The organism is Meinhardsimonia xiamenensis (assembly GCF_900102905.1).
Lineage (GTDB): Bacteria > Pseudomonadota > Alphaproteobacteria > Rhodobacterales > Rhodobacteraceae > Meinhardsimonia > Meinhardsimonia xiamenensis.
The window spans coordinates 271,559-288,185 of the sequence record NZ_FNFV01000003.1 but is presented as its reverse complement, the minus strand read 5'-3'; the positions used below and the strand labels follow the sequence as shown (position 1 = coordinate 288,185).

Sequence of the window (16,627 nt, the reverse complement as noted above, 5' to 3'; positions counted from 1 at the left end):
TCGGGAGGGCGGTCCTCCCGGCAGGCTATTCGGCGGCCTGCTTTGTCTCGGCCTCGATTTCGGCGGCGCGCTTCTCCACCAGCTCGACAATGTGGTCGATCATCTCGGCGTTGGACATCTTGTGGCTCTGTCTGCCCGCGAGATAGACCATGCCATGCCCGGCACCGCCCCCGGTGAAGCCGATGTCGGTCATCAATGCCTCGCCGGGGCCGTTGACGACGCAGCCGATGATCGACAGCGTCATCGGTGTCTTCACATGCGCAAGGCGCCTTTCCAGCTCGGCCACGGTGGCGATCACGTCGAAGCCCTGACGCGCGCAGGACGGGCAGGAGATGATGTTCACGCCGCGGTGCCTGAGCCCCAGCGCCTTGAGAATCTCGTAGCCCACCCGCACCTCCTCCACCGGATCGGCCGACAGCGAGACGCGGATCGTGTCGCCGATGCCGGCCCAGAGCAGGCTGCCAAGCCCGATCGCGGACTTCACCGTGCCCGAGAGAAGCCCGCCGGCCTCGGTGATGCCCAGATGCAGGGGCGCGTCCGTAGCCTCGGCCAGCGCCTGATAGGCGGCGGCGGCAAGGAACACGTCGGAGGCCTTGACGCTCACCTTGTAGTCGCGAAACCCGTGCTCCTCGAGGATGCGGATGTGTTCGAGCGCCGACTCCACCATCGCCTCGGGGCAGGGCTCGCCGTATTTCTCCAGCAGATGCTTCTCGAGACTGCCGGCATTCACCCCGATGCGGATGGCGCAACCGTGATCGCGGGCCGCGGCGATGACCTCGCGCACGCGTTCCTCGGAGCCGATGTTGCCCGGATTGATCCGCAGGCAGGCCGCGCCCGCCTCGGCCGCCTCGATGGCACGGCGGTAGTGAAAGTGGATGTCGGCGACGATCGGCACCGGACTCTCGCGCACGATCTCGCGCAGTGCCCGCGTCGAAGCCTCGTCGGGGGTGGAGACGCGCACGATGTCGGCGCCGGCCTCGGCACAGGCCTGCACCTGCGCCACCGTGGCGGCCACGTCACGCGTGTCCGTGTTGGTCATGGTCTGCACCGAGATCGGCGCGTCGCCACCGACGGGGACATTGCCCACGAAGATTTGCCGCGAACGCCGCCGTTCGATGTTGCGCCAGGGGCGAATGGGATTGTGGGTCATGGGCGCTGGCCTTGCTTGCGCGGGTGTGCGCCGCTCACATAGGTCAGAGGCCCGTCACGTGCAACGACACATGCCTTGACGGCTCTGCCGATCCGGGCGCCGCGGCGCCTCAGTTTCCGCCTGCGCCAAGCGACTCCGCCTCGGCAACCTCGACGTATTTCGCGAGATCCCGGTCACGCGCCAGATCGGCAACCGGATAGGCCTCGCGCAGGGCTTCGGGGGCAAGCGCGACGTTCTTGACCACGGAGGGCCCTTTTCCGGCCGGACCATAGGTCTTGCCGGCGATGGCGAAGTAGACCGATCCCGCGTTGCCTGCCCTCAGCAGGGGCGGCTCCTCGGTGGGCGGCAGCACATAGCGTTCGCCCGCATCGAGGATTTTCTCGAACAGCACCGTACCGTCAGGCGCGCTCACCCGCACCCATGACGGGCGAACCGCGAACATCACCACCTCGGGCGCCGCCTCTGCCATGACCTGGACGTCGTCCGTCTCCGCGGCCGCGAACCCGAGCGCGTCGGCAATGGCGCGCTCGACGGCGTCGTCCGGCGTCCTCTGCGCGCTGTCGCGGGCGGCATCGGCCTGCATCTGCGGCAGCTGCGGTCTTGCAACCACACCGGCAAGCGCCCCCGTCGAGGCGGGATCGACCGCGGCGATCGGGCCATCGCGCGGGGTCAGCACCGGCACCTCGAGCGCCGGCGGCCTGTAGAGGCGATTCAAGGCATCCGCCGAGGACGGAATGTCGAGCCCGCGATCAACCCCCTCCAGCGCGGCGACTCGCTCGAGGGACTCGGGCAACATGCCATCGATCTCCGTGGCGATGCCCGGGCTCGCCTCGACCGGCGCGAGGCGGACACGCTGGATCTCCTGCAGGATCCACCATCCGCCATAGCCGAGGCCAAGTGTCAGAACCACCAGAACCAGCATCGAGCCGATGGCGCCCGGCTCTAGCTGCGACCAGAACGGCTCCCGCCTGGGCGTGAACGGCGTGTTCGGTTCGGCCAACGGGTCGCGCGGCCGGGCCGCGCGCGCCCGGCGCGCCGCCGCCGCCTCGGCTCGCGCCCGGGCCGGGGTCCTCGAGGCCGCAGGTGACAGGCCGTGCGACGTCCGAAATCCCGATTCCTCGCAGAACTTGGCAAAGACATACTCGGGATCGAGGCCGAGATAGCGGGCATAGGAGCGCACATAGCCGGCAACGAATCCGGGGGTCTCGAAGACGCTCGGATCGGCATTCTCTATCGCGGCGATATAGGCGGCCTTGATGCGCAGCTCGCGCTGGACATCGAGCAGCGACTTGCCGAGCGTGGCGCGCTCGCCGCGCAGGATGTCGCCGATCCGCAACTCGAAGTCATCGAAGCCCTTGGGCCTCGGAACCTCGTGCTCTACGGGAGGTTCGGACCTGCGCCCGATCATGCCACCTGCCCCGCTGCTGGTGCCTCTTTTCTTCGGCGATTCTAACGCCGCCGTGAGCTATGACCAAGAGCCTATCACAGGTCCAGCGGGAAATCACCTATTGCCGGAATCAGGCGCTGAGCTGCTTGCGGTTCAACGCGCAATGCGACCACAGCGCGTCGAGCGCGCGAACCAGCTTGTCCATCTCCTCGGGGCCATGCACCGGCGACGGGGTGAAGCGCAGCCGCTCGGTTCCGCGCGGCACCGTGGGGAAATTGATCGGCTGCACGTAGATGCCGTAATCCTCAACCAGCATGTCGGAGATTTTCTTGGTGTGCACGGGATCGCCCACGATCACGGGCACGATGTGGCTGCCGTGATCGATGATTGGCAGGCCAAGCCCCTTCAGCCGCGCCTTGAGGATCCGCGCCTGCGCCTGGTGCCTGTCGCGCAGCTCCTGCGCCGTCTTCAGATAGCGCACGCTCGCCGCGGCACCTGCGGCAACGGCAGGTGGCAGCGACGTGGTGAAGATGAAGCCCGGCGCATAGGAGCGGATGGCGTCGCACATCTTGAACGACGCGGCGATGTAGCCGCCATGCACACCGAAGGCCTTGCCAAGCGTGCCGTTGATGATGTCGATGCGGTGCGCGAGCCCGTCCCGCTCGCTGACGCCGCCGCCCCGCGGCCCGTACATCCCCACCGCATGCACCTCGTCGAGATAGGTCAGCGCGCCGAACTCGTCTGCCAGGTCGCAGATCTGCTCGATGGGCCCGAAGTCGCCATCCATCGAGTAGACGGACTCGAAGGCGATCAACTTGGGCGCCTCGGGGTCATCGGCGGCCAGTAGCTCGCGCAGATGCGCCACATCGTTGTGACGGAAGATGCGCTTGGCGCCGCCATTGCGGCGGATGCCCTCGATCATCGAGGCGTGGTTGAGCTCGTCCGAATAGATGATCAGCCCCGGAAACAGTTTGGGCAGGGTCGAGAGCGTCGCGTCATTGGCGATGTAGGCCGAGGTGAACAGAAGCGCCGCTTCCTTCCCGTGCAGGTCGGCAAGCTCCGCCTCGAGGCGCTTGTGATAGATGGTGGTGCCGGAGATGTTGCGCGTGCCGCCCGAGCCCGCACCGGTGCGGTCGATCGCCTCGTGCATTGCCTCGAGCACCACGGGGTGCTGGCCCATTCCGAGATAGTCGTTGCCGCACCAAACGGTGATCGGCCGCTCGGTGCCGTCCGGGCGGGTCCATGTGGCATGCGGGTAGTGCCCCCGCCGGCGCTCGATGTCGATGAAGGTCCGATAGCGTCCTTCGTCATGCAGTCTCTGCAGCGCGGAATCGAGCTTGGCTTCGTAGTCCACCGTCGAACCTCCAGCGTTTTCCCTCGCCTGCCTCTAGCAGGCCGCGGCCTTGCGTGCACCAACGCATTCACAAACTGATACGTTTTGACGCTGCGAGTCCATGATCTGTGTCAAGTCGCACAGGGATTTTACCGCCCCGGCCCTTGCTGGACAGCACACAGCCCGGTGCTAGGCTTGTGGCGCCGCTTGCGGCTTCAGTTAGGTTCAGCATGCCGGAAGGTCCAGCCAGAATGAACGATGCCTCCCCTCTTTACCCGGTCCTGGAGCGAATCGACGCCAATCTCGATGCCGCGCTCGAGCGCCTCATGGATCTGCTGCGAATCCCTTCCATCTCCACCGATCCGGCCCATGCGGAGGATTGCCGGCGTGCTGCCGAGTGGCTCGTGGCCGATCTCGAGAGCTTCGGCGTGGCGGCATCGGCCCGCGCCACCCCCGGCCACCCGATGGTGGTCGGACACGGCGGCGAGGGGCCGCGCCGCCTGGTCTTCTACGGCCATTACGACGTGCAGCCGGTCGATCCGATCGAGCTGTGGCATCGTGACCCCTTTGATCCGGCCATAGAGGAGACGCCCGAGGGCAAGGTGATCCGCGCTCGTGGCGCTTCCGACGACAAGGGCCAGCTGATGACCTTTGTCGAAGCGGCCCGCGCGTGGGTTGAGGTGCATGGCGCGCTTCCCGCCGCAGTCACCTTTCACTTCGAAGGTGAAGAGGAGTCGGGCTCGCCCTCGCTCGTGCCCTTCCTCGAGGCGAATGCCGACGAGCTCAGGGGCGATCTGGCACTCATCTGCGACACGGGGCTGTTCGACAACGATACCCCCGCGATCACCACCATGCTCAGGGGGCTTCTGGGCGAGGAGGTGACCATCAGCGCGGCAGACCGGGACCTGCACTCGGGCATGTATGGCGGCATTGCCCGGAACCCGATCCACGTCCTGTCTCGCATCATCGCAGCGCTGCACGATGACGAGGGGCGCATCACCGTACCGGGCTTCTACGAGGGCGTTTCCGAGTTGCCCGCGGCGATTCGCGAACAATGGCAGGCGCTGGGATTCGATGCCCGAAAGTTTCTTGGCGCGGTCGGGCTTTCGGAGCCGGCCGGGGAGCGTGACCGCATGCCGCTCGAAATGATCTGGTCGCGCCCGAGCTGTGACGTCAACGGCATCTCGGGCGGCTACGAAGGCCCCGGCTTCAAGACGGTGTTGCCCGCACGCGCCTCGGCCAAGCTGAGCTTCCGGCTGGTGGGGGAGCAGGACCCGCACAAGATCCGCCGGAATTTCCGGGCCATGGTGCAAGGAATGTTGCCGGCCGACTGCACGGCCGAATTCGCCGACCACGGCGCTTCACCGGCCTGTCAGATGCCTGCAGACGACCCCGCCTTCGAAGCCGCCCGCAGGGCTCTCGGCGCCGAATGGCCCAAACCCGCCGCCTTCATCGGTTGCGGCGGCTCGATTCCGATCGCGGGGTATTTCCAGTCGATCCTCGGCATGAATTCCCTGCTGATCGGCTTCGGGCGCGACGACGACAACATCCACAGCCCGAACGAAAAGTATCACCTGTCGAGCTTTCACCGTGGCGCGCGGAGCTGGGCACGCGTTCTGCATGCCCTCAGCATGGAACCGCGCTGACCACGCGTGTCTCGCGGCGGATGAATACGCGCCCCGAATCGCTTCCCGCCCAATGCCCGGGCAGGACCGGCGACTTGGGGCGCATCTGCGCCCGTCTCAAGCGGTCGTCCCCGCTGCGGCAGCGCTGCCCGTGCACCGGAAGAAACCCGTTGGGGCATGAAGACAGCGCGACTTCATGGCATGCAAGCGGCCTGACGCCTGGCTGCCGGGACACACTCTTTACTTGCTGGGAGACGCAGCAGTGGCGCGGTTGACGGGACTCGAACCCGCGACCCCCGGCGTGACAGGCCGGTACTCTAACCGACTGAGCTACAACCGCCCGCTGCGTGGGCTGCCTTCTAGGCCCAAGTTTGGGCCTCGTCAAGCGGGGCGAGGGCGGTTTTTTCGCTTTTCCCCATCCGCGATGCCGACACCAGCCAGATCGGCCAGATCGTCCCAGTCCACGCGATGCACGGGGACTGTCAGTCCATGCATTTCGTCGGTGGTCAGGGGCCCCTCACGGCCACCCATCGCGGCGTAGAAGGCGCGGGCGCGCGCGTTTCCTTCCAGCACCGTCAGGTGCATCGAGCGCTGCCCCGATTCGAGGAGGCGCGCGGCCACATGCCGCAGCAGGATTCGCCCCACCCCGCCGCGCCGAAGGGCAGGCGCGACGTGCAGGTTGTCCAGATAGCTGTGCTCCGGCCCCTCGGCCTCGAGCCGCGCCGCCGCGAAACCGGCGATCTCGCCGCCAAGCTCCGCCAGCTCGACCCGCCAGCCCGCCCCCGGGAGCCGCGCCCAATGCGCACCCAGCCTCTCGTCAAGCGAAGGGCCGAGGAACTCCGCCGGAAGAAGCCCGGCGTAAGCATCGCGCCAGCTGGCCGCCTGAAGGCGTGCAATGGCCGTGAGATCCTGCGGCCGTGCGGAGCGCAGGACGAGATCATTCGATATGGCAACGGACATTGAGCGGCAGTCTCCTTTTCAGGGACATTTCACGCCAACGCGCGGCATGCCACCACGTGAGCGCAAGCATTGAAGATCGACTTCAGGCGACTGGCAACAACCGCCTCGGCCTGCTGCCCCCTTGAGGGTGTGCAAAGGATTGAGTGGTGGGTGATGACGGATTCGAACCGCCGACATCTTCGATGTGAACGAAGCGCTCTACCACTGAGCTAATCACCCATCCGCGCGTCGAGATAACGTCACTCGGCAGCCTGTGCAAGGGGGTCGGTGCCATCGGGAGAACCTTCGGGCCCGACCTCGAGATCGGCCCGCGCCCGGCGCAGCTTCACGATCAGCACTTCCGCCTTTGTCCCCTCGCGCACGCGGTTGACGCTGGCGCGCCCAAGGGGCCGCAGGTTGAGCTCTTCTCCGCGCGAAAGCGCGTTGCCCAGTTCGGCCAGAACGGCTTCGACGACCGGCCGCGCCACGCGGCGCTTGACGCCTGCCAACTCCGCCACCCGCGCGACAAGATCGCGCTTGGTCACCGCCGGCTTCTGTGCGGGCTGGACCGCGCCCTCCTCCGCGGGCGCCGCCGCGTCTTCGGTCGGCTCGATCGCGACTTCCGCGGCCTTTTCGGTGCCGCCGCGCGGCGCTTTCCGTCTCGTTGCCATGGCTTCTGCTCTCCCTCATGCCCCTTCGCCGGGTCGGTCGAATGCTACTGCGGAGACGCCATTTCGTCCACAGGCCTCGGGCAACGGCGACGAAAGTCGGGGGCCTGCCGGGCGCCGTTCCGCAGGCGGCGCTCGATGGCGATGCGAGACCTGGAGCAGGCAGCGTCCGCAGTGGCGGGAGCTTGCCTGTTGACGGATCACCAAAAGACGAAAAGGACCGGGTGCGGAAAATCGCATCCGGTCCTTCTCGTGACCCCCGCTTCGGGCCGACTGCCGGCCCGGTTGCGGCTCAGTGCGCGATCGTGGTGGTGCCCTCCTCGGCTGCCGCGGCCTTCGCCTTGGCGGCAGCCGCCTCGGCCTCGGCAGCCTCGTCCCATTCGATGGGCTCGGGCTGGCGCGTGAGCGCGATCTTCAGCGCCTCGGAGACATGGGAGATCGGAATGATCTCCAGCCCCTCCTTCACGTTGTCGGGGATCTCGGCGAGATCCTTCTCGTTCTCCTTGGGAATCAGCACCGTCTTGATGCCGCCCCGCAGAGCCGCGAGGAGCTTCTCCTTCAGCCCGCCGATCGCCAGCACGTTGCCCCTGAGCGTGATCTCGCCGGTCATGGCGACATCCTTGCGCACGGGGATTTGCGTCAGCACCGAGACGATGGCGGTGACCATCGCGATGCCGGCCGAAGGCCCGTCCTTGGGCGTCGCCCCCTCGGGCACGTGGACGTGGATGTCCCAGTGCTCGAACTGGGTCGGCTTGATCCCGATCTGCGGCGCAATGGCGCGCACGTAGCTCGAGGCAGCGTCGATCGACTCCTTCATCACCTCGCCGAGCTTGCCGGTGGCCTTGATCCGGCCCTTGCCCGGCAGCCGCAACGCCTCGATGGAGAGCAGATCGCCACCGACGCTCGTCCAGGCAAGCCCGGTGACCACGCCGATCTGGTCCTCCTTCTCGGCCAGGCCGTAGCGGTAGCGCGGCACGCCGAGATATTCCTCAAGGACATCCGGCGTGATCTCCACCTTGTCCACCTCGCCCTTGACGAGCTTGGTGACGGCCTTGCGGCAGAGCTTGGCGATCTCGCGCTCGAGGTTCCGCACCCCCGCCTCGCGGGTGTAGGTGCGGATGATCGCGACCAGCGCCTCGTCGGTGATGGAGAACTCCTTGGGCTTGAGCCCGTGGTTCTTCATCTGCTTGGGGATCAGATGGCGCTTGGCGATCTGGAGCTTCTCATCCTCGGTGTAGCCCGCGAGCGGAATGATCTCCATCCGGTCCAGAAGCGGCTCGGGGATGTTGTAGGAGTTGGCCGTCGCGATGAACATGACATCGGACAGGTCATACTCCACCTCCAGATAGTGATCGACGAAGCTCGAGTTCTGCTCGGGGTCGAGCACCTCCAAGAGCGCCGCCGCCGGGTCGCCCCGGAAGTCGCGGCCCATCTTGTCGATCTCGTCGAGCACGATCACCGGGTTGGTGGTCTTCGCCTTGCGAAGCGCCTGGATGATCTTGCCCGGCATCGAGCCGATGTAGGTGCGCCGGTGCCCGCGGATCTCGCTTTCATCGCGCACCCCGCCAAGGCTGATGCGGATGAACTCGCGCCCCGTGGCGCGCGCCACCGACTTGCCGAGGCTCGTCTTGCCCACGCCCGGCGGGCCGACGAGGCACATGATCGGCCCCTTCAGCTTCTTCGAGCGCTGCTGGACGGCGAGATACTCGATGATCCGCTCCTTGACCTTGTCGAGCCCGTAATGATCCTCGTCGAGGATCTTCCGCGCCCGCACGAGATCCTTCTTGACGCGGGACTTCTTGCCCCACGGCAGGGACAGCAGCCAGTCAAGGTAGTTGCGCACCACCGTGGCCTCGGCCGACATCGGCGACATCGACTTGAGCTTCTTCAGCTCCAGCTCGGCCTTCTCGCGCGCCTCCTTGGAGAGCTTGGTGTTCTTGATCTTCTCCTCGAGCTCGGCGATCTCGTTCTGGCCCTCGTCGCCTTCACCCAGCTCGCGCTGGATCGCCTTCATCTGCTCGTTGAGATAGTACTCGCGCTGGGTGCGCTCCATCTGGCTCTTGACGCGGCTCTTGATCTTCTTCTCCACTTGGAGAACGGAGATCTCGCCCTGCATCAGGCCATAGATCTTCTCCAGCCGCTCGGCGATGTTGAGCGTCTCCAGAAGCTCCTGCTTCTTCTCGACTTCGACGCCAAGATGCCCCGCCACCAGATCGGCCAGCCGGTCGGGCTCGCGCGTCTGGGCAACGGCGGCAAGCGCCTCCTCGGGGATGTTGCCCTTGATCTTGGCGTAACGCTCGAATTCCTCCGAGACTGACTTGACCAGCGCCTTCACGGCCGCCTCGTCGCCAAGCTCCTCCTGAAGCTCGACGGCAACCGCCTCGAAGAACTCGTCATTCGGCACGAATTCGGTGATCGCAACGCGCGTGCGGCCTTCGACCAGCACCTTCACGGTGCCGTCGGGCAGCTTGAGGAGCTGCAGGACATTGGCCAGAACGCCGGTGCGATAAATTCCGTCGGTGCCAGGATCGTCCTGCGCGGGATCGATCTGGCTCGCCAGCAGAATCTGCTTGTCGTCCTGCATCACCTCCTCGAGCGCGCGCACCGATTTCTCGCGCCCGACGAAGAGCGGCACGATCATGTGTGGAAACACCACGATGTCGCGCAGCGGCAGCACGGGATAGGTATGAGTGGGGTGATCGGACATGCTCTTTCCTCGATTGGCAGGAAGGTACGGGCCCCGTCATGCGGCAGCCTCCGGCCTTCCCCGGTGATGGCCTCTATCTGGGGGCGAGAGCCCCAATTTTCAACCGCTTCCGCAGTGCGTGGTTGCACCGATTGTGCCTCCCACCGTGATGACAGGCAAGAGCTTGTGGTGGCGCCGCATTCCGGCTCCAGCGCTCACACACCCAGATAGCGCTCCACAAGCGCGTGATCGCGCCTGAGCTGCTCGGCCGGCACCACCTCTCCGCCTCGGCCGTTCTCGATGAAGGCAACGCGGTCGGCAATCGCCAGCACCGCGTCGATGCGCTGCTCGACCAGAAGGATGCCCACGCCCTCGTCGCGCATGCGCGCCACCACCTGCCGGATCGCCTCGATCATCGAGGGCTGGAGGCCCTCGGTGGGCTCGTCCATCAGCAGAAGCCTCGGCCGGAGGCAGAGCGCCCGGGCGGTGGCCAGCATCTGCTGCTCGCCCCCCGACAGCGTGCGCGCCCGCTGGCCGAGACGCTCGCGCAAGCGGGGGAAGAGGCCAAGCACCCATTCGCGCGTCTCCTCTCCCTGCCCGCGCGCCATCAGCCCGATGGCGAGGTTCTGCGCCACGGTCAGATCGCCGAAAAGCCGGCGACCCTGCGGCACATATCCCACGCCCTGACGCGGCACCTCATGCGGCGGCAGCGCCGAGAGCTCGACGCCCTCCAGCCTGATCGCGCCGCCCATCAGCGGCAGATGCCCCATGATCGCGCGCATGAGCGTGGTCTTGCCCGCCCCATTGCGGCCCAGAAGGCACAGAACCTCCCCCGCAGCCACCTCAAGCGAGAAGCGCCGCAGCACCTGGGCCCGGCCATAGCCTGCATCGACGGCCTCGATCCTGAGCATCTCACCCGGTCCCCAGATAGGCCGCCTGCACGGCGCGGTTGGCGCGGATCTCGGCCGGCGTACCCTCGGCAAGGATGCGGCCCATGTCCATCACCGTCACCCGCTCGGCCAGCTCCATGACCACGCTCATGTTGTGCTCGATCAGCAGGATGGTGGTGGCCGGCGCCAGCTCGCGGATGAGCGCCTTGAACGCGGCGATCTCGCCTTCGCTCAGGCCTTGCGTCGGCTCATCGAGGATCAGAAGCCGCGGCGACTGGGCAAGCCCCATGGCGATCTCGAGGAGCCGCTGATGACCATAGGCCAGATCCCCCGCGGGCTGGTCGGCGCGCTCCCACAGCCCCACGCGCATGAGCGCCTCCTGCGTCGCCGCCTCCGCCGCGCGGCCCCGCCGCTTGCGACGCGCCGCAAGCGCGACGTTCTCGAACACCGGCAGCCCCGCATAGATCGAGCTGATCTGAAAGGTGTAGGCCATGCCGGCCATGATGCGGCGGTGCGCGGGCCAGCGGGTGATGTCGCGCCCATCGAAGTGGATCTCGCCCGCGCTCGGCGGAATGCGTCCGCAGATCATGCTTACAAGCGTGGTCTTGCCCGCGCCGTTCGACCCGATGAGCGCGCGGATCTCCCCGGCCTCCAGGGTGAAATCCACCCCCTCCACCGCATGGATGCCCGAGAAGTGCCGGGTAAGCCCGCTGGTGGTCAGAAGGCTCACGGCAGCCACCCCCACAGGCGCCGCCTCGCCTCCCCCAGAAGCCCACTGCGAGCAAAAAGCGTGATCATCACCAGCACGACACCGGCGATCATCATGTAGGCGGTGGTCAGCCCGCTGGCGATATCGATGAGGTAGAACATGAAGAGCGTGCCGAGGAAGGGCCCCAGCACCGTCCCCGCCCCGCCCACGAGCACCCACAGAAGCGGCAGGATCGAATATTGCACGGCCGCGAAACTCGCGCCCACATATCCGAAGAGCAGCGCGTAGGCGGCCCCGGCAGCGGCCGACATCGTGCCCGAGATTGCCACCGCCACGAGCTTGAGGCGGAAGGTGTCGTAGCCCAGCATCTCGGTGCGTTCCTCATTCTCGCGAATGGCAATCAACGCGCGCCCCAACGGCTGGCGCATCAGCCACAGGCAGAAGAGAAGGCAAAGGGCAAAGAGCGCGAGCGCCACGAAATAGCGCGTGGCCGCGTCGGCAAGGTCGAGCCACATGATCATGCGCGCTTCGCGGGGAATGACGAAGCCCTCGTCGCCACGCGTGAAGGCGCCGAAATAGAGGATCGCAAGATAACCTGCCTGCGCGAACATCAGCGTGACGATCATGAAGGCCACGCCACTGGTTCGCAGCGCCAGAGCGCCCACCGCAAGGCTAAGCAGAAGACCGGCGCCGAGCCCCGCGACAATCGCCGGCCCCGCGGCCCAGCCGCCAAGCTTGATCGCCAGCCCCAGCCCGTACATGCCGGCAGCGAAGAAAAGCGCATGACCGAGGCTCAGAAGCCCCGTGTAGCCGAAGAGGATATTGTACCCCACGGCGTAGCTCGCCAGCACCATGATGCGCGCGAGGTTGCCATGATGGTAGGCTGGCAGGACAAACTGCACGGCAAGGAGAAGCACCAGCACGGCGAGGTGGAGCGTCCAGGCACGCGCGCCGCCCCCCCTCATCGCGCAGTGCTCCCGAACAGCCCCTGCGGGCGGAACACCAGCACCATGGCCACGAGAAGCGTGGCAAGGATCTTGGCCAGCGTCGGCGAAAAGAACACCGAGACGATCCCGTCGGTGAGCCCGATCAGCACCGCCGCGAGCACGGTTCCGGGCAGGCTGCCCAGACCGCCGATGATGACGACGATGAAGGAGAGCAGCAGCGGATCGCCCCCCATCAGGTAATGCGCCTGCTGGATGGGCACGATCAGGACGGCCGCAAGCGCTGCGAGCCCTGCGCCGAGGCCGAAGACGCCGGCATAGACCCGCCCCACCGGAATGGCGAAGGCCAGCGCCATCTCCCTGTCCTCCCGCGTGGCCTGCATGACGAGCCCCGCCCGCGAGCGCGCCATTAGCGCCCAGACGCCCAGAAGCACCGCCGCCGCGGCCAAGATCACGAAAAGCTTGTAGCTGGTCGTCGCCAGACCCCACGGCCAGACAAGCCGGAGCCCCTCCTCGCCCCACTCGATCCAGGGCAGCGCAAGGCGGGTGTTGAAGGGCGGCTCGACGGGCCGCGCCTCGGGGCCGAAGCCCATGAGCGCGCCTTGCTGGATGATGTAGAGAAGCCCGATGGTGGCGACGATGGTGCGCTCGGGGTCATAGCCGATGCGCTTCAGCACCAGCCAGTCGGCAACCGCCGCGAGCCCCCCCACCGCGACCGGCGCCACGACAAGCGCCAGCGCAAAGCCCAGCGCCGGATGCCCTCCCAGCCAGTGCGCCACCGTCCATGCCACCACCGCTCCAAGCATGAAGAACTCGCCATGGGCGACATTGACCACCCGCATCACCCCGAAGACGAGGCTGAGGCCCACGGCAGTAAGTGCGAGCACGGCCGCACTCACCGCGCCCTCAAGCGTTGCCAGCATCAGATAAGGGCCAAACTCCATGACGGCCCAAGGCTTGCCCGCAAAGCGCCGCGCTGGCAAGCGCCCGCGCGCCTCTCTCCATCACCCAGGCAGAAATACCCATCTGGGGCGCAAGCAGCACAGGGCAGCCCCGATTGCGCCGCGCGCGCATCCGGCATAAACCGGCGCGGACTGCGCGAAGGAGGCATCACATGTCCCACAGGGTCGCCATTCTGGGGGCGAGCGGCTACACCGGCGCGGAGCTCGTGCGCCTCATCGCCACCCATCCCGAGATCGAGATCGCCGCGCTCTCGGCGCACGCCAAGGCCGGGCAGAGCATGGCCGAAGTGTTTCCGCACCTGCGGCACCTGGAACTGCCGAGGCTCCAACGCATCGAGGAGCTCGACTTCTCCGGCATCGATCTGGTATTCTGCGCCCTGCCCCACGCGACCTCGCAAAGCGTCATCAAGGCTTTGCCGCGCGCGCTGAAGATCATCGACCTCTCGGCCGACTTCCGCCTGCGCGACCCGAAGGCCTACGAGAAATGGTATGGAAAGCCCCATGAGGCACCGGAGCTGCAGGCCGAGGCCGTCTATGGGCTCACCGAATTCTACCGAGAGGAAATCCGCGCCGCGCGCCTTGTCGCCGGCACCGGCTGCAATGCCGCCACCGGCCAGTATGCGCTTCGCCCCCTGATCGCGGCGGGTGTCATCGACCTTGACGAGATCATCATCGACCTCAAGGCCGGCGTCTCCGGCGCCGGGCGCTCGCTGAAGGAAAACCTGCTGCATGCCGAGCTTTCCGAGGGCTACCAGGCCTATGCGGTGGGCGGCACCCATCGCCATCTGGGCGAGTTCGACCAGGAGTTCTCGCGCATCGCCGGCCGGCCCGTCGAGGTGCAGTTCACCCCGCATCTCATCCCGGCCAACCGCGGCATCCTCGCCACCGTCTATGTCCGCGGCGAGGCTGAGGAGATTCACGCCACCCTTGCGCAGGCCTACGCCGCCGAGCCCTTCATCAAGGTGCTGCCTTTTGGCGCACACCCCTCGACGCACCACGTGCGCGGCTCTAACTACGTCCACATCGGCGTGGTGGGCGACCGCAGGCCGGGCCGGGCGGTGGTGATCGCCGCTCTCGACAACCTCACCAAGGGTTCGTCGGGTCAGGCCCTGCAGAACGCCAACCTGATGCTGGGCATCGAGGAGACGACGGGGCTGACGCTCGCTCCCGTCTTCCCGTGAAGGAGGGCAGGACATGGCCGGGATGAAGGGGCTCAAGAAGCGCCGCCGAATCCAGATCATCATCGTGGCCTTCGTGGCGCTCGCCGGGGCGACGGCCCTTGTGGGCTACGCAATGCGTGATGGCATCAACTTCTTCCGCTCGCCTTCCCAGGTCGCCGAAGCCCCGCCGCCCCCCACGGAAGTCTTCCGCATCGGCGGCCTCGTCGAGGAAGGCAGCCTCGTGCGCGGCCAGGGCGAGACGGTGACCTTCCGCGTCACCGACGGCGGCGCCTCGATCCCCGTCTCCTTCACCGGCGTGCTGCCCGACCTCTTCGGCGAGGGTCAGGGCATGGTGGGCACCGGCCGCTATGTGAACGGCGTCTTCGAGGCCTCCGAGATCCTCGCCAAGCATGACGAAAACTACATGCCCAAGGAGGTGGTGGACGCGCTGAAGGAACAGGGCGTCTATGTCGAGCCCGACACCGAGCCCAACGGGTGAGCACCGCGCCCTCTCCTCCTTTCGCCAGTGTTCCATCATCCTGGGTGAAAATACCCCGGGGGTGAATGCCGCGTAGCGGCAGAGGGGGCAGCGCCCCCTTTTCCCGCCGTACGCTCGGCTTGAACGATCTTAACGCGCCCCGCCGAGCCTTGCGCGCATGTGCAATGGCCGCGGGAGGCGCGAAGGCATGAAATCGGTCGAACGCATCGCAGAGGAGATTCTCGCCCGCGAGGGCGGTTTCGTGAACGACCCCGACGACCCCGGTGGGGCAACCAATCACGGCATCACCATCGGAACGCTCCAGCGCCTCGGCCGTGACATCGACGGCGACGGCGATGTGGACGTCGCCGACGTGCGCGCGCTGAGCCGGGAGGAGGCACGCGAGATCCTGCTTGCCAGCTACTTCCACGACCCCGGCATCGACCGGTTGCCGGAGCCTCTGCAGCCTCCCGTTTTCGACATGTATGTCAACGCCGGGGCGAATGCGGTGAAGATCCTCCAGCGCCTGCTCAATGACATGGGCCAGCGCGTCGGCGTTGACGGCATCATCGGCCCGCAGACCATCGCCGCGGCCGAACTGGCGCTGGCGGCCGCGCCGCATCACCTGGTCGACGCCTACGGCATCGCCCGGCGCAACTGGTACTACGCGCTCGCCGACCGTCGCCCGGCGAGCCGCAAATACGCCCGCACGCGCGCAGGCGGCAAGGGCGGCTGGATTCGCCGCGCCGAGGAGTTCATCTCGCCCCGCTACCACCTCACCGATGAGGAGCACCGCCGGAGGACCGCGGCATGGGACTGATCGAGAGCCTTTTCACCGCGCTCTTCGGAAGCGGCCGCAATGTGGTGAAGGAAACCGTCGAGGTCTTCCGCGAGAACGCCGAGGCCGCAGGCCAGCGCGAGGCCGCAGCGCAGGCAGCAGCACTCGAGCAATTCGCGCGCGAATTCGGCACCGAGCAAAGAAGCGGCTTCGACCGTTTCATGGATGCCCTCAACCGCATCCCGCGGCCCGCGATGGCGCTCGGCACCCTGGGGCTCTTCATCGCCGCGATGGTCGATCCCGTGTGGTTCGCCGCGCGCATGCAGGGGATCGCGCTGGTGCCCGAGCCGCTGTGGTGGCTGCTCGGTGCGATCGTGGGGTTCTATTTCGGCGCGCGGGCCCAAACCAAGGGGCAGGAGTTCCAGCGCTCCATCGCCGCCACCCTCGCCGCCACCCCCGGCGTCATCCGCAACCTCTCTGCGCTTCAGGCGCTTGAGGCCGGTGCCGGGGAGCGTGCTGCAAACCCGCCAGCGGCGGAACCGGTGGCAGGCACGGGACCCAACGCCGCACTTGAGGACTGGAGGGCCGGTCGATGATCGAGGAATGGCGGCGGCAGATCGACAAGCGGCTGCAGAGCCTTGAGCTGCGCAACGCCGTTGAGGAGGTGCACCGCACCAATGTCGAGAATCGTCTGGGTGCGATCGAGGACGCGCTGAAATGGCTGGTGCGGCTGATGATCGGCGCGCTTCTCGGCGGCAGCCTCGCCTGGATCATGCGCGGGGGACTGATGACGGGATGAGGGCACGCATCCCTCACGGCGCTGTGATGTGACATTGCGGCGCCGAGCGCATCGGGACGATGGACAAGCGCGGGCCGACCACTATGGTTGCGCCATGCTCGTGGAACTCGGTCACTTAT

At 66.9% G+C, this 16,627-nt stretch carries 16 protein-coding genes and 2 tRNA genes; 6 read left to right on the top strand and 12 right to left on the bottom strand.

The genetic code is table 11. From position 1 onward, the window contains the following. Positions 1–25: 25 nt before the first annotated feature. The 3 genes from ispG to hemA all read right to left on the bottom strand — a co-directional run bounded on the left by ispG (position 26) and on the right by hemA (position 3,891). Positions 26–1,150 carry a flavodoxin-dependent (E)-4-hydroxy-3-methylbut-2-enyl-diphosphate synthase gene (gene ispG, locus BLQ14_RS08190; protein WP_092500010.1) on the bottom strand — a complete coding sequence of 375 codons (1,125 nt, stop codon included), beginning with the start codon at positions 1,148–1,150 and terminating at the stop codon, positions 26–28. A gap of 109 nt (positions 1,151–1,259) precedes the next feature. Next, positions 1,260–2,558 (bottom strand): helix-turn-helix domain-containing protein, encoded by a 1,299-nt coding sequence (locus BLQ14_RS08185; RefSeq protein ID WP_092500008.1) that lies wholly within the window; start codon positions 2,556–2,558, stop codon positions 1,260–1,262. Between the two features lie 109 nt (positions 2,559–2,667). After that, entirely contained in the window at positions 2,668–3,891 is a 1,224-nt protein-coding gene (gene hemA / locus BLQ14_RS08180; protein WP_092500006.1) for a 5-aminolevulinate synthase, read from the bottom strand. Positions 3,892–4,121: 230 nt separating this feature from the next. On the opposite strand from hemA, the gene BLQ14_RS08175 reads away from it, so the two are divergent. Continuing rightward, on the top strand, positions 4,122–5,516 hold the full coding sequence (locus tag BLQ14_RS08175; protein ID WP_092500004.1) for a M20/M25/M40 family metallo-hydrolase: 1,395 nt from the start codon (positions 4,122–4,124) through the stop codon (positions 5,514–5,516). A gap of 242 nt (positions 5,517–5,758) precedes the next feature. On the opposite strand, the gene BLQ14_RS08170 is transcribed toward BLQ14_RS08175, so the two are convergent. The 9 genes from BLQ14_RS08170 to BLQ14_RS08130 form a co-directional block, all read right to left on the bottom strand. Continuing rightward, positions 5,759–5,835: transfer RNA gene (locus tag BLQ14_RS08170), tRNA-Asp, on the bottom strand. A gap of 41 nt (positions 5,836–5,876) precedes the next feature. After that, complete coding sequence (locus BLQ14_RS08165; protein WP_092500002.1) at positions 5,877–6,455, bottom strand: GNAT family N-acetyltransferase; 579 nt, start codon at positions 6,453–6,455, stop codon at positions 5,877–5,879. 144 nt (positions 6,456–6,599) lie between these two features. Further along, positions 6,600–6,674, bottom strand: a tRNA-Val gene (locus BLQ14_RS08160). Positions 6,675–6,694: 20 nt separating this feature from the next. Beyond that, positions 6,695–7,105 (bottom strand): HU family DNA-binding protein, encoded by a 411-nt coding sequence (locus BLQ14_RS08155; RefSeq protein ID WP_092500000.1) that lies wholly within the window; start codon positions 7,103–7,105, stop codon positions 6,695–6,697. Positions 7,106–7,394: 289 nt separating this feature from the next. Beyond that, entirely contained in the window at positions 7,395–9,809 is a 2,415-nt protein-coding gene (gene lon, locus BLQ14_RS08150) for an endopeptidase La (protein WP_092499998.1), read from the bottom strand. Positions 9,810–10,003: 194 nt separating this feature from the next. Beyond that, positions 10,004–10,699 carry an ABC transporter ATP-binding protein gene (locus BLQ14_RS08145; protein ID WP_092499996.1) on the bottom strand — a complete coding sequence of 232 codons (696 nt, stop codon included), beginning with the start codon at positions 10,697–10,699 and terminating at the stop codon, positions 10,004–10,006. Position 10,700: 1 nt separating this feature from the next. Further along, on the bottom strand, positions 10,701–11,408 hold the full coding sequence (locus tag BLQ14_RS08140; protein WP_092500225.1) for an ABC transporter ATP-binding protein: 708 nt from the start codon (positions 11,406–11,408) through the stop codon (positions 10,701–10,703). After that, positions 11,405–12,352: a branched-chain amino acid ABC transporter permease gene (locus tag BLQ14_RS08135; RefSeq protein WP_092499994.1), complete on the bottom strand. Its 948-nt coding sequence runs from the start codon at positions 12,350–12,352 to the stop codon at positions 11,405–11,407. Before BLQ14_RS08135 ends, BLQ14_RS08140 begins: the two co-directional genes overlap by 4 nt. Next, on the bottom strand, positions 12,349–13,275 hold the full coding sequence (locus tag BLQ14_RS08130; protein ID WP_092499992.1) for a branched-chain amino acid ABC transporter permease: 927 nt from the start codon (positions 13,273–13,275) through the stop codon (positions 12,349–12,351). The genes BLQ14_RS08135 and BLQ14_RS08130 overlap by 4 nt, the downstream gene beginning before the upstream one ends. A 170-nt stretch (positions 13,276–13,445) precedes the next feature. Here BLQ14_RS08130 and argC point away from each other — a divergent pair, with 170 nt between their 5' ends. From argC to BLQ14_RS08105, 5 genes are all read left to right on the top strand, one after another. Then, positions 13,446–14,474: an N-acetyl-gamma-glutamyl-phosphate reductase gene (argC, locus tag BLQ14_RS08125; protein WP_092499990.1), complete on the top strand. Its 1,029-nt coding sequence runs from the start codon at positions 13,446–13,448 to the stop codon at positions 14,472–14,474. Between the two features lie 22 nt (positions 14,475–14,496). Next, positions 14,497–14,952: a cytochrome c maturation protein CcmE gene (ccmE, locus tag BLQ14_RS08120; RefSeq protein ID WP_092500224.1), complete on the top strand. Its 456-nt coding sequence runs from the start codon at positions 14,497–14,499 to the stop codon at positions 14,950–14,952. A gap of 187 nt (positions 14,953–15,139) precedes the next feature. Continuing rightward, positions 15,140–15,751 carry a holin-associated N-acetylmuramidase gene (locus tag BLQ14_RS08115; protein ID WP_092499988.1) on the top strand — a complete coding sequence of 204 codons (612 nt, stop codon included), beginning with the start codon at positions 15,140–15,142 and terminating at the stop codon, positions 15,749–15,751. Then, positions 15,742–16,305 carry a holin family protein gene (locus tag BLQ14_RS08110; protein WP_092499986.1) on the top strand — a complete coding sequence of 188 codons (564 nt, stop codon included), beginning with the start codon at positions 15,742–15,744 and terminating at the stop codon, positions 16,303–16,305. The genes BLQ14_RS08115 and BLQ14_RS08110 overlap by 10 nt, the downstream gene beginning before the upstream one ends. Next, entirely contained in the window at positions 16,302–16,508 is a 207-nt protein-coding gene (locus tag BLQ14_RS08105; RefSeq protein WP_092499984.1) for a hemolysin XhlA family protein, read from the top strand. Before BLQ14_RS08110 ends, BLQ14_RS08105 begins: the two co-directional genes overlap by 4 nt. Positions 16,509–16,627: the final 119 nt, after the last annotated feature.

What these genes read in the sequence shown, in the direction of transcription:
- ispG (WP_092500010.1), bottom strand. Translation starts at nt 1,150, where the DNA reads ATGACCCACAATCCCATTCGCCCCTGGCGCAACATCGAACGGCGGCGT.
- BLQ14_RS08185 (WP_092500008.1), bottom strand. Translation starts at nt 2,558, where the DNA reads ATGATCGGGCGCAGGTCCGAACCTCCCGTAGAGCACGAGGTTCCGAGG.
- BLQ14_RS08175 (WP_092500004.1), top strand. Translation starts at nt 4,122, where the DNA reads ATGAACGATGCCTCCCCTCTTTACCCGGTCCTGGAGCGAATCGACGCC.
- BLQ14_RS08165 (WP_092500002.1), bottom strand. Translation starts at nt 6,455, where the DNA reads ATGTCCGTTGCCATATCGAATGATCTCGTCCTGCGCTCCGCACGGCCG.
- BLQ14_RS08155 (WP_092500000.1), bottom strand. Translation starts at nt 7,105, where the DNA reads ATGGCAACGAGACGGAAAGCGCCGCGCGGCGGCACCGAAAAGGCCGCG.
- lon (WP_092499998.1), bottom strand. Translation starts at nt 9,809, where the DNA reads ATGTCCGATCACCCCACTCATACCTATCCCGTGCTGCCGCTGCGCGAC.
- BLQ14_RS08145 (WP_092499996.1), bottom strand. Translation starts at nt 10,699, where the DNA reads ATGCTCAGGATCGAGGCCGTCGATGCAGGCTATGGCCGGGCCCAGGTG.
- BLQ14_RS08135 (WP_092499994.1), bottom strand. Translation starts at nt 12,352, where the DNA reads ATGAGGGGGGGCGGCGCGCGTGCCTGGACGCTCCACCTCGCCGTGCTG.
- BLQ14_RS08130 (WP_092499992.1), bottom strand. Translation starts at nt 13,275, where the DNA reads ATGGAGTTTGGCCCTTATCTGATGCTGGCAACGCTTGAGGGCGCGGTG.
- argC (WP_092499990.1), top strand. Translation starts at nt 13,446, where the DNA reads ATGTCCCACAGGGTCGCCATTCTGGGGGCGAGCGGCTACACCGGCGCG.
- ccmE (WP_092500224.1), top strand. Translation starts at nt 14,497, where the DNA reads ATGAAGGGGCTCAAGAAGCGCCGCCGAATCCAGATCATCATCGTGGCC.
- BLQ14_RS08115 (WP_092499988.1), top strand. Translation starts at nt 15,140, where the DNA reads ATGAAATCGGTCGAACGCATCGCAGAGGAGATTCTCGCCCGCGAGGGC.
- BLQ14_RS08110 (WP_092499986.1), top strand. Translation starts at nt 15,742, where the DNA reads ATGGGACTGATCGAGAGCCTTTTCACCGCGCTCTTCGGAAGCGGCCGC.
- BLQ14_RS08105 (WP_092499984.1), top strand. Translation starts at nt 16,302, where the DNA reads ATGATCGAGGAATGGCGGCGGCAGATCGACAAGCGGCTGCAGAGCCTT.